The following is a 14,443-nucleotide window of genomic DNA, read 5'->3' as shown; positions in this document are numbered from 1 at the left end:
CTCAGCTCTCCTTCACACTGCGGATGTGGTGGTCGAGGGCGTCGGCCATGCTCGTGCCGAAGCCGGGGTCGTTGATCGCCTGGTCGAGCTCGTGCACCACGACGGCGGTGCCGGCCAGGCCGTCACGGAGCGCCGCGAACAGGGCCTCGTCCGCGTCGGCGTCGCGGAACGGCGCGCCGTCGACGTCGATCGCGCTCACCCCGCGCAGCGGGACGAACAGCTCCGTCGGGCCGGTCGCGGCGGCCAGCTTGCGCGCGATCCGGCGCCCGAGCTCGGCCATCTCCTCGGTCGTGGTGCGCATCAGGGTGACCGTGGGGTTGTGCACGAACAGGTTCCGGCTCTCGAACTGCGGCGGCACGGTGTCCCGCGGGCCGAAGTTGACCATGTCGAGCGCGCCGAGGCTGACCACCTGCGGCAGCCCGAGCGTCCCGGCGATCTCCAGCCGGTCCGGGCCGGCGGACAGCACGCCGCCCACCAGGTCGTCGCACAGCTCCGTGGTGGTGAGGTCGCACACGCCGGCGAGCATCCCGGAGGCCACGAGCTTCTCCATCGCGCGCCCGCCGGTGCCGGTGGCGTGGAACACCAGGACCTCGTAGCCGAGGTCGGTCAGCCGCTCGCGGGCCTCGTTGGCGGCCGGGGTCGTGACGCCGAACATCGTCAGGCCGATCAGGGGCTTGTGCTCGGCCTCGTCGGCAGCGGCGGCCCGGTCCTGGTAGGCCTTGGCCATCCCGGCGGCCGCGGCTGCGGCGTTGCCCAGCACCACGGCGGACACGGAGTTGATGCCCGCGACGTCGACCACCGAGTACATCAGCGTCGCGTCGACCTCGCCGACGTACGGCTTCACGTCACCGCTGGCCATCGTGGACACGAGCACCTTCGGCACGCCGATCGGCAGCGCCTGCATGGCCGGCGCGGCGACCGAGGAGCCCCCCGACCCGCCCACCGCGAGCAGGCCGTGCAGCCGACCCTCGTCGAGCAGCCGGTGCACGACCACGGCGGCGCCGGCGCCCATCACGGCCATCATCTCGCCGCGGTCGCGGCGCTCGCGCAGGCCCGCGGCGTCGGCACCGGCGGCCGCGATGACCTCGTCGGAGGTCACGTCCGCCATCGGGCTCGTGGAGAAGGAGCCGACGTCCACGGCGAGCACGTCGACGCCGTCCTCGACGAGCCGCTCCTTGAGCCAGCCGTACTCCGTCCCCTTGGTGTCCAGTGTGCCCAGGAGAACCACGGTCGCCATTGACCTCACCCTTGTCCGGTCGATGCCGGACCCCGGATCGGGGCCCGATGCCCCGACCCTAGGAACGTGCGCCGGGACGCGTCTGGGCCAATCCGGCCAGGGTGGCCCTTCTCCTCGCCCGGCGTTGCTGCGAAGGTGGGGCCGTGGCGGCCCCGACGATCGCGGCGAGCGAGCTGAGCCGACTCCTGGGGCAGTGGGCCACCGGTGACGGCACGCTCGCCCGTGACCTGTCGGGGTCGCTGGTCGAGCTGATCCGGGCCGGACTGATCCCGCCCGGTGCCGGGCTGCCCGCGCAGCGCACCCTCGCCGAGGCGCTCACCGTCTCGCGGGGGACCGTGACGGCCGCGTACGAGGCGCTGACCGCCGAGGGCTACCTGGCCACCGACCGCGGCTCCGGCTCACGGGTGAGGTCGGCCCATCACTGGCTGCACCGGGAGCTGAGCGGGCGGTTCTTCTCGTTCACCGACACACCGACGGGCGTGATCGACCTGTCGACCGGGGCGCTGCCGGCGTCGCCGGTGACGTACGACGTGCTGGCCCGCCCGATCACCGATCGGATGGGCAGCTACCTCCTCACCGACGGGTACTTCCCGGCCGGGCTTCCGGCGTTGCGGCAGGCGATCGCCGATCGGTTCACCGCCGACGGGACGCCGACGTCGGCCGACCAGATCCTGGTGACCTCCGGCGCCCAGGAGGCCACCTGGCTCGCGATCACCGGTCTCGCCGGTCCGGGCGACCTGGTGCTCACCGAGGAGCCGACGTACCGTGGCGCGCTCGAGGCCCTGCGGGGCGCCGGCGCTCGCGTCGAGGGGATGCCGATGGTCGACGGGGGCCTCGACCCCGACCGGGTACGCCGCGCCGCGACCCACGGGCCCGAGCTGCTCTACTGCCAGACCTCGATCCACAACCCCACCGGCGGGACGATGACCTCGGCCGCGCGCCGCGGGCTGGCCGAGGTGATCAACGACGTCGGCCTGATGACGATCGAGGACGCGTGCTCCTCCGACCTGACGCTCGCCGGCCGGAGTGCGGCGCCGACGCTGGCCCGCCTGGTCGACCCCGAGCTGCTCGTCACGATCGGCAGCGCCTCGAAGCTGTTCTGGGGCGGGATCCGGATCGGCTGGATCAGGGCCAGCGCGGACCGGATCCACGGCCTGGTCGAGCTGCGCAAGCCGGTGGACCTGGCCACCTCGGTGGTGGACCAGGTGCTCGCGGTCGACCTGATCGCCCGGACGGAGGTCGCCCGGACGCAGCGACGGGCGCTGCTCACCGAGGCGCTCGCGGGCACCACGGCCACGCTCCGCGAGATGGTGCCGGACTGGACCTGGGAGCCGATCGCCGGCGGCTCGGGCCTGTGGGTGGACATCGGCGGCGACGCCGTGGCGCTGGTCGAACGGGCCAAGCGGGCCGGGATCAAGCTCGTCGCGGGGCCGGGGTTCTCCACCTACGGCGGCTACCGCGACCACCTCCGCCTGCCCGTGTGGCACGAACGCGAGGTGCTGCGCGCCGCTCTGGGCTCGCTGACCTGACCTCGAGCCCGACCCGCGAGGTGCTGCGCGTGGCACGACGGCGCCGCCGAACCCGGAGCCGGGATCAGCGTCCCGTCACGGTCAGGCCTGGGCCCCGGAGCTCGGCGTCGGGCCGCACGACGACCGTCGTCCCGCCGAACCGGACCCTGACCGGCCCGGTGACGCCGGGGCGTGGCCGCAAGGACACCGAGGCGGGCCTGCCGTCGACCCACTCGAGGTCCACCTCGATGCCCGGTCGGGCCACGAGGCCCCAGGCACGCCCGCGCTCCCGCAGGGCCGTCGGCAGCGCCGGCAACAGCTCGATCTCACCCCGGTGGCTCTGCACGAGGCACTCCGCGAGCGCTGCGGCCACCCCGAGGTTGCCGTCGACCTGGAACGGGGGGTGTGCCGCGAAGAGGTTCGGGTACAGGCCGCCGGCGTGCTGCCCCGCGAGTGCCGTCGCGTCGCGGAAGACGAGATCGAGCAGGGCATCGACCCGGTCCGGACGGTGCAGCCGTGCCCACAGCGCGATCTTCCAGGCGAGCGACCAGCCGGTCGAGTCGTCACCGCGTGCCTCGAGCGTGCGCGTCGCGGCGTCCTCGTCGACCTCGGTGTCGCCGGGGTAGAGCGGGTAGAGGTGGCTCACGTGGCGATGGTGCGGGTCGGCCTCGGTGACGTCCTCGAGCCATTCGCGGATCCGACCGTCCGAGGTCGGACCCGGGGCCGGGAGCCGGGTGAGCGCTGCGCGCGCTCGTTCCGTGATCGGGTCGTCGGCGCCGAGCTCGACCACCCAGCCGAGGACGTCCCTGGTCAGGGCGAGATCGAGCGCGGAGGACACCGTGAGGGACTGCTCCGAGCCGTCGGGCGCGCGGTAGGTGTTCTCCGGCGACGTCGACGGGACGGTGCCGAGGGTTCCGTCGGGCAGCGGCACGAGCCAGGCGAGCACGAACTCCGCCGCACCGCTCAGCAACGGCCACAGGACGGTCGGGACGAAGTCCTCGTCGGCCGACCCGAAGCGCACGTGCTCCACGAGCGCGCGCAGCAGCCACACGCCACCGAACGGCCAGAACGCCCAGCTCGGATCACCGTGACCGGCACCGACCGGCGTGGTCATCGCCCACGCGTCGGAGTTGTGGTGCGCCACCCAGCCGGGCGCGTCGTAGAGCCGCCGGGCGGTGTCGCGGCCGTGCTCCGCGAGGGCGCGGACCAGCTCGACGAGCGGCGCGAGAGTCGTCGGCAGCCCGAGCACCTCGGCGGGCCAGTACGCCATCTCGAGGTTGATGTTCAGCGTGTACGCCGAGCTCCACGGCGGTCTGAGGTCGTCGTTCCACAGGCCCTGGAGGGTCGCGGGGAGCAGGCAGTCCCTCGACGAGGACCACAGCAGGTAGCGCGCGTGCTGGACGAGGAGTGCGACCAGACCGGGGTCGGCGGTCGGCACGCCGCGTCCGTCCGACCGGGCGCGGTCGAGGCGTGCCGGGACGGTGCCCTCGACCGGTGGGCCGATCTCGATCCCGCTGCGGCCGAGCGCGTCGGCGTGCCGGGACGCGTGCTCGCGGAGCAGGTCGTCGGGGTCGGCGCGCAGGGCTGCCGCGGCGCGCCGGGCGGCGCGTCGCCGCGCGTCGTCCGCGGAGCCGAGCGGGCGCCCCGGGCCGGCGAACGTGGTCTCGGCCGCGAGCACGACGACGTACCCGTCGGGCAGCGGCCGCCGGCGCACCACGACGGCGGCCACGACGGCGTCCTCGCCGAGCTCCGTGGCCGGCGCCTCCGGCTCGTGGCCGGGGGCCACGTCGCTCGGCGCCCGTAGCACGAGCGTCGTGCCGTCGGCCTCGTCGTGGCGGGCGAGCTCGACCAGTGGGCTCACCAGGTGGAGCCGGGGTGCGCGGGCCGGGCCCCACACCCGGTGGACGAGCACGCCGCCGTCCAGCACGCCGTGATCGTGCTCACCGGTGGCGAGCACTGCTGTGTCGAACGCTGCTGTGTCGAGCACCGCTGTGTCGAGCACCGCTGTGTCGAGCACCGCTGTGTCGAGTACCGCGGTCGTGTGCCGCGACGTGCTCGCCACCCAGGTGTGCAGCCCGGTCGCGAGGTCGAGGCTCCGGCTGCCGACGTCCGGCCCGTCGTCCTCGACCCAGAGCGTGGCGAGCGGCAGGAACGCCTGCGACCACCGGGACTGCATGGCCTGGAGCGGCGCGACCGCGTCGGCCGGTCGGTGGTCGAGGACGGCCCGGCGCGCCCGGCCCAGCAGGTCGTGGGCTCGTTCGGCGCTCACCACGGATCCACGGCGCTCGCTGCGCGGTGACCCCGACCAGACGCCCTCGTGGTTGAGGTCGAAGCGGGCCGGCGAGCCACCCCAGCACATCGCGCCGAGGCGGCCGTTGCCCAGCGGAAGGGCCTGCAGCCACTCCTCGGCGGCGCCGTCGTACTCGAGTGTGCTCAACCGATCGCCCTCACCCGCGCAGGCCGCCTGCGGTCAGGCCGGACCTCCAGAAGCGCTGGAGGGTGAGGAAGACGATAGCGATCGGGACGATCGACAGGAGCGACCCGACCACGGTGAGGATCTGCAGGGACGGGATCGTGATCGACGCCTGGTTCCATCCGGTGAGGCCCACCGTGAGCGGCATCAGTTCGGCGTCGGTGAGGACCAGCAGCGGCAGCATGTAGTTGTTCCAGCTGCCCAGGAAGGCGAACAGCAGGATCGTCACCAGGCCGCTGCTCATCAGGCGCAGACCGAGCGTCGCGAAGATCCGCACCTCGCCGGCGCCGTCCAGTCGGGCGGCCTCGACGAGCTCGAGCGGCACGGCGTCCTGGGCGAAGATCCAGGCGAGCAGCACCCCGAACGGGTAGGTGAGGGTCGGGAGCAGCACGCCCCAGTACGTGTTGTTCAGGCCGAGGTTGACCAGCAGCACGTACGTGGGCTGGGCCAGCACGGTGGTCGGCACGAGCATGCTGGCGAGCACCACCGCGATGAGCACCTTCCGGCCGCGGAACCGGTAGACCGCGAGCGCGTACCCGGTCACCGCGCACACCAGGGTGGTCAGGATCGACCCGACCACCGAGTAGATGACCGAGTTCATCGCCCATCGCCAGAAGATCCCGCCGTCGTAGGCGGAGAGGTTCTCGAGGTTGGTCCACAGGTTCCAGTCGGCCAGCGCGAAGCCGGGGGTCGTGAACAGCTGCGAACCCGACTTCGTGCTGGCGATCGCGAGCCAGACCACGGGGGCGAGGAAGTAGATCGACGCGACGACCACGCCGGCCGTCGCGGCGATCGTCCAGCCGAGGCTCACCTGGTCGACGCCCGAGCCGACGGTGCGGCGGCGGGTGCCGCTGCTCGGCGCCGAGGCCTCGCGCACCTGGTCCACGACGCTCATCGGCCGTTCCCTCCTTCTCGGACGTTGGTCGCGCGGACCAGCAGCAGCGACACCGCGAGCGTGACGACGCCGAGGATCACGGCCATCGCCGACCCGAGGTGAGCGTCCCGCCCCAGGGTCGACGCCGCGTACACGGCCATGTTGGGCGTCCAGTCGCTGGAGATGTTCGGGGTGATGGACTGCAGCACCTGCGGCTCGTTGAACAGCTGCAGGGTGCCGATCACGGTCGACAGCGTGGTGAGGAGCACCGCCGGGGCGATCATCGGCAGCTTGATGCTCAGGGCGATCCGCAGGTCGCCTGCGCCGTCCAGCCGGGCGGCCTCGAACACCTCGCTCGGCACGGCCTGCAGTGCGGAGAACAGGATGATCATGTTGATCCCCGCGTAGGACCAGATGCCGACGTTCGCGACCGACCAGAGGATCGTCCCCGGCGCGAGCAGGTCCGCATCGATGCCGAGCGACTGCAGGCCCTGCACGAGCGGGCTCACCGAGGGTTGGTAGAAGAAGCCCCACAGCAGTGCGGCGATCACGCCGGGGACCGCGTACGGCAGGAAGACCGCGAACTGGAAGGCACGCTTGGCGCGCACCAGGGCCGAGTCGAACAGCAGCGCGAGGGTGGCTGCGATGACCATCATGAGCGGCACCTGGACCACGCCGTACAGCAGCACGCGGCCGAAGCTCGCCAGGAAGTCGCGGTCACCGAACGCCCGCAGGTAGTTCTGCACCCCCACGAAGACCGTGCTCGCGCCGCCGAAGCCGAGCCCGGACGACTGGCTCGAGAACGTGCTGTTCACGATCGCGATGACGATCGGCGCGACCATGAAGACGACGAACAGCACGACGAACGGCAGGACGAAGAGGTAGGGGGCGGCGCCTCCCCCGCCGACCCGGCGGCGGCGGGGGAGGGCGGGGGCCTGGTCGGACGGTGCAGGTCGGTCTCGCTCGCGCGACGCCTGCACCGTCCGGCCCGTCGGCATGGTGCTCATTCGCTCACGGACAGGCCGCGCGCCTCGAGGTCGGCCACGACCGCTGCCTGGGCGTTGTCCAGCGCCTCGACGAAGGTCTCCGAACCCGCGACGACCTTGGCGAACTCGTCGAGCACCGCGGTCTGGGCCGTGCCGTAGTCCGGGCCGTCCACCCACGTGGCCGGGGTCTTGGCGGCGGACTCGGCGAACACCTCGTTGATGACCTGCCCACCGAAGAAGTCGCTCGCCTCCATCAGGGCGGGGTTCGCCAGGCCGTTGATCGTCGACGGGAAGAGACCGCCGTCCACGATCAGCGCCTCCTGGGTCTCGTCGGAGCCGTTCAGCCAGGACGCGAACGCCGCAGCCGCGGCGGGCTGCTCGGCGCCGGCCAGCACGACCACCGCCGCGCCACCCGAGTCGCCCTGGTTGTCCGACCCGGCCGGTGTGGGCATCGGGGCGACCCGCCACAGTCCGGAGGTGTCGGCGGCGTTCTCGACCAGCGCGTTCGGGAACCAGGCCGCGTAGCTGATCGTCGCGATGGTGCCGGCGTTCACCAGCGACCAGTACTCCGGGGTCCACATCAGCTCGGTCGTGACGAGCCCCTCGTCGAGGAGCGTCTGCCAGCGCTCGGCGACCTGCTTGCTCGCCGCGTCGTTCACGCCCACCGTCCAGGAGTCTCCGTCGATGCCGTACCAGCTGCCCTCGGCCTGCTGGACCTCCTGCATCCACTGGCCGATCTCACCGGGGGAGAGGTTCGCGATGTAGACGTCGGGGTTGGCCGCGTGCAGGTCGCGGGCCGCCTGCAGGTACTCGTCCCAGGTGGTCGGGACCGGGATGCCGTACTGGTCGAGGATGTCCTGCCGGTACATCATCCCGGTGGGCCCGATGCCCTGCGGGACGCCGTACACGTGGCCGTCGAACGTGACCGAGGCCCATGCCGCGGGGGTGTAGTTCGCCTCGTCGCCCGAGACGTACTCGGTGATGTCCTGCACGCGCTTCTGGATGACGTAGTCGGGCAGCGAGTGGGTGCTGAGCTGGACGAGGTCGGGGCCGGCGCCCGCGTCGACCGCGGCCTCGACCTTCTGGCCGTCGTCACCGGTCATCCGGTGGAAGTTGACCTGGATGTCCGGGTTCTCGTCGTTCCACTGCGCGACGAGGTCCTCCAGGCCGGGAACCCAGCCCCAGAACTCGACGGTGGTGGGGTCGGAGCCCGCGTCGGCCGCACCACCGGACTCGCCGGATGCGGTGTTGTCGCCGGTCGAGCCGCAGGCCGCGAGTGCGGCGATGCTCGCCGCGGCGGCGACCGCGGCCGTTGTCCGTCGCCATCCCAGAGGGGTGGTGGTCCTTGCTGCCACGAGATCAGTCCCTTCGACGCCTGTGTCGCTAGTGGCCAGTGCCAGCAGCCTTGTAGAGTTTGTAGCGCTATGCAACAAACTGTCAACAGGGAAGCAGGGATCGCCGTGCCGTTGACCGACATGCCCCTCGAGGAGCTGCGCCGCTACCGGCCCGACCTGCCCGAGCCGTCCGACCTGGACGACTTCTGGGCGAGCACGCTGGCGCAGGCCCGGGACGCCGGGGGCGACATCGTCCTCGAGGCGGCGCCGACCCCGATCACGGCCCTCGAGGTGCTCGACCTCACCTTCCCGGGCTTCGGGGGCGAGCCGGTCCGGGCGTGGGTCACCCGCCCACGCACCGACGAACCGCTGCCGACCGTGATCGAGTACAACGGGTACAACGGGGGTCGCGGGCGGCCCGGCGAGCGCATGCTCTGGGCGGCGGCCGGCTTCGTGCACGTCTTCATGGACAACCGCGGCCAGGGCAGTGGATGGGGCGGCGGCGGCGACACCCCCGACCCGCACGGGTCCGGTCCGTCCTTCCCCGGATTCATGACCCGCGGCATCGAGAGCCGCGAGACCTACTACTTCCGGCGCCTGTACACCGACGGCGTGCGCCTGGTCGACGCAGTCCGCGACCTCCCCTTCGTCGACGCGGAGCGCGTCGCCGTGACGGGGGGCAGCCAGGGCGGCGGCATCGCGATCGCGGTGGCCGGGCTCACCGGGCCGGCGGTGCGCGCGTGCCTGCCCGACGTGCCCTTCCTGTGCGACTTCCGCCGATCGGTCGAGATGACCCCGGAAGCTCCGTTCACCGAGATCACGAGCTACCTCGCGGTCCACCGCGGCCGGGCCGACGCCGTCCTGGCGACGCTGAGCGGCTTCGACGCCGCTGCGCTCGGGCGCAGGGCCCAGGTCCCGGCGCTGTTCTCGGTGGCCCTGATGGACGGCAAGGTGCTCCCGTCGACCGTGTTCGCGGCCTACCACGCGTGGGGTGAGCGGGCCGCTGTCCGACCGCCGGCCGAGATCGCGGTCTACCCGCACAACGGGCACGAGGGTGGCCAGTGGTTCCACTGGGAGCGCCAGGTCGAGTGGTTGCGCGGCGTCCTGTCGTGAGGGTGGCGGACCGGCTCGCACACCGCCCGGTCTGACCCGGCTCAACCGGCGCGGTCCGCCTCCCGGACGGCCCGGACCGCGCCGGCCGGGATCGTCAGCGACCCGGCCACGTCCTGCCGGGTGAGCAGCTCGTGGCCGGTCGCGGCGACCGGCACGTCCCGGTCGGTGTGGTTGATCAGGAACATCCACGAGCGACCCTCGCCGACCCGGCGGACGACCTCGATCCCCGGGGCCGCCTGCGCCGGCGCGGTCAGCCCCGCGTCGGCCAGCACGTCGTCGACGACACGGGTCAGGGTCGACTCGGCCAGCCGGGCCGACAGGTACCACGCGGCACCCGCGCCCACCGCGCGGCGCGTCCACGCCGGGAGGCCCGCCAGGTGCCCCTCGGCATACGTGCCGAGCACCGTGGCGTCGTCGGCGTGCACGCGCTCGGTCCAGTCGCGCGCGGTTCCCGCGTGGCCGTCGGCCGTGCGCACGGCGACCGTCTCGTGGTGCTGCAGGACGAAGAACTCCTCGACGTAGACGCCGCACAGCGCGGCGAACGCTCCGGCGTACCCGCCGGTGCGGACGCGGTCGTCCGGGTCGACCGTGCCCGAGAGATACGTGACCAGGACCCGGGCTCCCGAGGCCGCCGCCGACGCGACCGCCGCCGCCGTCGCGTCGTCGGTCAGGTACAGCGCGGGCACGAGCACCACGGCACGGCCGCTGAGGTCGGCGTGCGGAGGCACGATGTCGCACGTCACCCCGCGGCGCCACAGGGCCCGGTGCAGGTCGCGGGCCGCGTGCGCGGCGGACAGGTCGTGGTGCGGCTTCTGGCCACGCTGCCAGGCCCACCCCGCGACGTCGTCGTAGAGCAACGCGACGGGTGCGGGTGCGACCGTGGAGCCGGCGACCTCACCGAGCGCGCGCATCGCCTGCCCGAGCTCGACCACCTCCTGCCAGACCTTCGTGCGCGTGCCGGCGTGCGGCAGCATCGCGGAGTGGAACTGCTCGGCGCCCTGCACCGACTGGCGCCACTGGAAGAACAGGGCGCCGTCGGCCCCGCGGGCGACGTGCGTCAGGGAGTGGCGCATCAGCTCACCGGGCGCCTTCGAGCGGTTGCGCGGCTGCCAGTTCACGGCGCTCGTCGAGTGCTCCATGAGCAGCCACGGCCGGCTCGGGTCGAGACCGCGCATCCGGTCGGCGCCGAACGCCCACTCCTCCTCGGGCAGCGGGTCGTCGGCGATCAGGTAGTGGTCGTTGGCGCGGATGTCGACATGCTCGGACCACGCTGCGTGGTCGACGACCCCGGGCCCCTCCTGCACCATGAAGTTCGTGGTCACGGGCCGGTCGCGGACGTGCTCGCGCACCGCGTCCCGCTCGGCCTGGTAGTCGGCGAGCAGGGCGTCGGAGGAGAACCTGTCGAAGTCCAGCAGGAGGGACGGGTTCGCGGCGGACTCGCTGTCCCGCGGGGGGAGCACCTCGTCGATCGACCCGTACCGGTGACCCCAGAACGCGGTGCCCCAGGCCGCATTGAGCGTGGTGACGTCGCCGTAGCGGTCGGTGAGCCACGAACGGAAGTGGGCGGCCGAGACGTCGCAGTAGCAGTGCCGGTTGCCACCGCCGAACTCGTTGCCGACGTGCCACATCCGCACGGCCGGGTGGTCGCCGTAGCGTGCCGCGAGCACCGATGCCATCCGGACCGCGTAGCGGCGGAACACCGGGCTGCTCGGGCACCAGCCGAGCCGGCCGCCCTGCGCGTACCGCACGCCGGTCCGCGACACCGGCAGGATCTCGGGGTGCGCCCGGTGCAGCCAGATCGGCGGTGCGGCGCTCGGGGTCGCGAGGTCGACCATGATCTCGTTCTCGTGCAACCGGTCGAGCACGCGGTCCAGCCAGCCGAGCTCCCACTCGCCGTCCGCGACCTCGAGGTGTCCCCACGAGAACACGCCGAGCGTGACCAGGTTCACGCCTGCCTCGCGCATCAGGGCGACGTCCTCGCGCTGCACGGACTCGGGCCACTGCTCGGGGTTGTAGTCCCCGCCGTAGGCGAGCCCGCGGGTCGGCCAGGGCAGGTCGCGCCGGGTGGCTCGGCGGTCGGGCAGATCCAACGGCACGCGGATGCTCCTCGGGTCGGGTCGGGGCGGGTCGGGGCGGGTCGGGTCGGCGGCGATCGGTCGAGCGGCTAGACGAGGTGCCGGATCGCCGAGACCGCGGCACCCCACGCGTAGTCGGTCGTGGCGAACGGGTGCACGAGCAGCTCGGGTGGCTCGGCGGCCGGGTCGAGGCGTTCGAGCAGCGCGGCACGCAGCGCCTCGTCGGCCACGTCCCAGATCACCCGGGCCTGCCCGGTGAGCACCACCCGGTTCACGTCGACGAGGTTGACCACCTGGGCGATCACCACACCGAGCGCGGTGGCCGCCTGGCGGACGGCGGCCAGGGCCGCGGCGTCGTGCGCTGCGACGTCGAGCACGAGGTCGTCGAACGAGGCGTGGCCGGTGTTGCGCTGCATGGCGCGCATCGTCACGTAGGCGGAGGCGCAGCCGACGTGACCGTGATCGCACGTGCGGCCATCTCCGAAGACCCTGACGTGGCTCACCTTGCCCGGGTGCCCGCGCGAGCCGTGCAGCAGCTCCCCGTCCAGCACGATCCCCGCGCCGATGCCGAGCCCGACGGCGATCACGGCCAACGACGGGGTCTGCTCACCGACGCCGAACCAGTGGTGCGCGATCGTCAGGGCCTGCACGTTGTTGGTGACCGCGACCGGCAGCCGGACGGCGCGGCTCAGCAGCCGCTCGAGGGGGACCTCGTCCCAGCCCAGACCGTCCGCGTCGACCACGACGGCGGAGCCGCGGTCCATCCGCACGTCGGCCCCGAGGCACACGCCCACGGCGGTGAGTCGGGGGTGCCGTCCGCGGGTCTCCTCGACCATGCCGGTGAGCTCGTGCAGCACGGTGTCGACGTCGTGCGACGTGAAGGGCCGGTCGCTGGTCTCGAGCACGCGGCCCTGCAGGTCGCACACGGCGAGCGCGACCGTCTCACCGGTCAGCTCGATGCCCATCACCAGTGCGGCCTCGGGTCGCAGCGCGACGACGTCGGACGGGCGTCCGCGTCCGGAGTTCTGGAGCCCGCGCTCCTCGATCAGCCCGTGCTTGACCAGGTCACGCGTGACGCGGGAGAGCGTCGCCCGGGAGAGCTCGGTGCGCCGGGTCAGCTCCGCCCGGGACCGTGGCCCGTGCAGGATCAGGTCGAGCAGCACCGCGCGCTGGCCCTGGCTCAGGCTCGGCCAGGCGAACGGGGCGTCGGCGGGTCGCCGGGCGGTGCTGTCCGCGGCCTCGTCGATCGTCACGTTCCCGGACGTTACCTGCTCGTTCGAGCGCCGGGGAGGGGTCACGCGGGTCATTTTGCTCTCTACGCAACAAAATCGCCACCGACCTCGACGTGGCGCCCCGCCCTACCCCCGCCGGTGCAGGTAGCTGATCAGCTCCGAGCGCTTGTGGATGCCGAGCTTCGCGTAGATGTGCTGGACGTGGGTGTTCACCGTGTGCGGCGAGATCACCAGCGTCTCGGCCACGCCCGACGCCGTGTAGCCGTGGCCGATGAGCTCGAGGATCTCGCGCTCGCGCCCGGACAGCCGGAACTCCTCCGCCACCGACTCGACCACGAGCGCGAGCTCGGAGTCCGAGTGCGGGTTGCGCGTCAGGGCGTCGATCGCGTACTCCTGGCGCACCATCGAGATCAGCAGCGCCGTGAGCATCACCACCAGCAGCGCGAAGGTCGGGCGCACGAGGGTGTCCTCGAGCCCCGGCACCCGCTCGAAGGTCAGGGCGGTGCCGTTGCCGACCAGGATCCCGAGCCGGATCGCCCCGCCGGACAGCGCGAACGCGGTGGCCGGGGGGACGTACCCGCGCCGGGTGAGGACGCCCATGTACATCGTGAGCAGGATCTCGAACAGCGAGGAGACGGCCAGCGCCAGGAGGAAGGCGGGCGCCTCGAACCCGCTGTCGGACAGGTACAGGACGCACGCGGCGATGCTGAACAGCAGGAGCCACGGGTAGGCGCCGTAGGTCGACTGGTGCCACAGCGGCACGGCCTGGACCACCGCGAGGAGCAGGAACATCGCGGCGCCCAGCAGGATCCCGTAGGTGAAGTAGTCCTGCACGTGCCCGAGCGCCTCCCAGGGCACGATCGCGACGGTGTAGTAGGAGACCGCCGCTGCGGCGAACGAGATGCCGGCGACGATCGCGATCGTCCGGATGCCGACGGCCGCGGCCTTGACCGGCAGGAGCCGCGGGTACTGCCCGTCCGGCAGCGCGCGGACGTGCGAGCGCAGCAGGAACGCCGAGGCGAGCGGCAGGAGTGCGTCGACGGCCGGCGCGCCCCAGCCGGGCAGCAGGTAGACCCCCCCGACCACGACCAGCATGACCACGCCGTAGGCGGGCGCGACGCGACCGAGCGTGAACCGCGCCCGGTGCAGGGCCAGGCCCTCGCCCCACAGCACCCAGAGCACCCCGCTGCTCGCGCCGATGACGACGGCCGACAGGTACGCGGGTGCCAGTGACGCCGAGCTCATCCCGACCGTGGTCAGGGCCACGGTCGCGGCGCTGCCGAGCACCGAGACCGACCAGACCAGCGGCGCGCTCGCCTCGAGGTGGCGCCGGCGACCCAGCCACCACGCCAGCAGCAGCGGGACCACGCCGCCGGCGGTCAGGGCGATCAGCCAGGCGAACGTGATCCGGTCGTCGAGCAGGAACTGCGACGGGAACGAGCCCGGGACGAACCACAGGCAGTAGTGCCACGCCAGGACAAGGGTGAGGCCGAGGTACTTCAGCCTCGGGCCGAGGACGATCCGCGTCGATGCGGGCGCTTCTTGGGCCAGAAGCCCACTGGTGGTCATGACTCCCTCTCCGGGGCTCCCGACGTGCGGGACCTCCGACGG

General features: G+C 72.7%; 10 protein-coding genes. 2 read left to right on the top strand and 8 right to left on the bottom strand.

Annotated elements, in window-relative coordinates; translation table 11 throughout:
- Position 1 precedes the first annotated feature (1 nt).
- The gene (locus OEB99_RS09155; RefSeq protein WP_263509741.1) at positions 2 to 1,237 is read right to left on the bottom strand and encodes a Tm-1-like ATP-binding domain-containing protein; all 1,236 of its coding nucleotides are present in this window, start codon (positions 1,235 to 1,237) and stop codon (positions 2 to 4) included.
- 143 nt (positions 1,238 to 1,380) lie between these two features.
- Between OEB99_RS09155 and OEB99_RS09150 the strand changes: the two genes are divergently transcribed.
- Positions 1,381 to 2,766 carry an aminotransferase-like domain-containing protein gene (locus OEB99_RS09150; RefSeq protein WP_263509740.1) on the top strand — a complete coding sequence of 462 codons (1,386 nt, stop codon included), beginning with the start codon at positions 1,381 to 1,383 and terminating at the stop codon, positions 2,764 to 2,766.
- A gap of 64 nt (positions 2,767 to 2,830) precedes the next feature.
- On the opposite strand, the gene OEB99_RS09145 is transcribed toward OEB99_RS09150, so the two are convergent.
- From OEB99_RS09145 to OEB99_RS09130, 4 genes are read right to left on the bottom strand one after another with little or no spacing between them, the layout of a single operon-like run.
- Positions 2,831 to 5,182: a glycosyl hydrolase family 95 catalytic domain-containing protein gene (locus OEB99_RS09145; protein ID WP_263509739.1), complete on the bottom strand. Its 2,352-nt coding sequence runs from the start codon at positions 5,180 to 5,182 to the stop codon at positions 2,831 to 2,833.
- 10 nt (positions 5,183 to 5,192) lie between these two features.
- Complete coding sequence (locus OEB99_RS09140; RefSeq protein ID WP_263509738.1) at positions 5,193 to 6,113, bottom strand: carbohydrate ABC transporter permease; 921 nt, start codon at positions 6,111 to 6,113, stop codon at positions 5,193 to 5,195.
- Complete coding sequence (locus tag OEB99_RS09135; protein WP_263509737.1) at positions 6,110 to 7,099, bottom strand: carbohydrate ABC transporter permease; 990 nt, start codon at positions 7,097 to 7,099, stop codon at positions 6,110 to 6,112. Before OEB99_RS09135 ends, OEB99_RS09140 begins: the two co-directional genes overlap by 4 nt.
- Positions 7,096 to 8,433, bottom strand: coding sequence for an ABC transporter substrate-binding protein (locus OEB99_RS09130; protein WP_263509736.1), 1,338 nt, complete (start codon positions 8,431 to 8,433; stop codon positions 7,096 to 7,098). Before OEB99_RS09130 ends, OEB99_RS09135 begins: the two co-directional genes overlap by 4 nt.
- Positions 8,434 to 8,538: 105 nt before the next feature.
- On the opposite strand from OEB99_RS09130, the gene OEB99_RS09125 reads away from it, so the two are divergent.
- Positions 8,539 to 9,525, top strand: coding sequence for an acetylxylan esterase (locus OEB99_RS09125; protein WP_263509735.1), 987 nt, complete (start codon positions 8,539 to 8,541; stop codon positions 9,523 to 9,525).
- A gap of 41 nt (positions 9,526 to 9,566) precedes the next feature.
- Here the strand turns inward: OEB99_RS09125 and OEB99_RS09120 are convergent, their stop codons facing one another.
- From OEB99_RS09120 to OEB99_RS09110, 3 genes are all read right to left on the bottom strand, one after another.
- On the bottom strand, positions 9,567 to 11,621 hold the full coding sequence (locus OEB99_RS09120) for a beta-galactosidase (protein WP_263509734.1): 2,055 nt from the start codon (positions 11,619 to 11,621) through the stop codon (positions 9,567 to 9,569).
- Positions 11,622 to 11,689: 68 nt separating this feature from the next.
- Positions 11,690 to 12,853: an ROK family transcriptional regulator gene (locus tag OEB99_RS09115; protein WP_263509733.1), complete on the bottom strand. Its 1,164-nt coding sequence runs from the start codon at positions 12,851 to 12,853 to the stop codon at positions 11,690 to 11,692.
- A gap of 105 nt (positions 12,854 to 12,958) precedes the next feature.
- Positions 12,959 to 14,401 (bottom strand): helix-turn-helix transcriptional regulator, encoded by a 1,443-nt coding sequence (locus OEB99_RS09110; protein WP_263509732.1) that lies wholly within the window; start codon positions 14,399 to 14,401, stop codon positions 12,959 to 12,961.
- Between the last annotated feature and the right edge of the window lie 42 nt (positions 14,402 to 14,443).

This window comes from Actinotalea endophytica, assembly GCF_025717005.1.
In the GTDB taxonomy this organism is placed as follows: Bacteria; Actinomycetota; Actinomycetes; order Actinomycetales; family Cellulomonadaceae; genus Actinotalea.
Note: the sequence above shows the minus strand (reverse complement) of the source record. Positions and strands in the feature narration are given on the sequence as shown.

What these genes read in the sequence shown, in the direction of transcription:
- OEB99_RS09110 (WP_263509732.1), bottom strand. Translation starts at nt 14,401, where the DNA reads ATGACCACCAGTGGGCTTCTGGCCCAAGAAGCGCCCGCATCGACGCGG.
- OEB99_RS09140 (WP_263509738.1), bottom strand. Translation starts at nt 6,113, where the DNA reads ATGAGCGTCGTGGACCAGGTGCGCGAGGCCTCGGCGCCGAGCAGCGGC.
- OEB99_RS09155 (WP_263509741.1), bottom strand. Translation starts at nt 1,237, where the DNA reads ATGGCGACCGTGGTTCTCCTGGGCACACTGGACACCAAGGGGACGGAG.
- OEB99_RS09135 (WP_263509737.1), bottom strand. Translation starts at nt 7,099, where the DNA reads ATGAGCACCATGCCGACGGGCCGGACGGTGCAGGCGTCGCGCGAGCGA.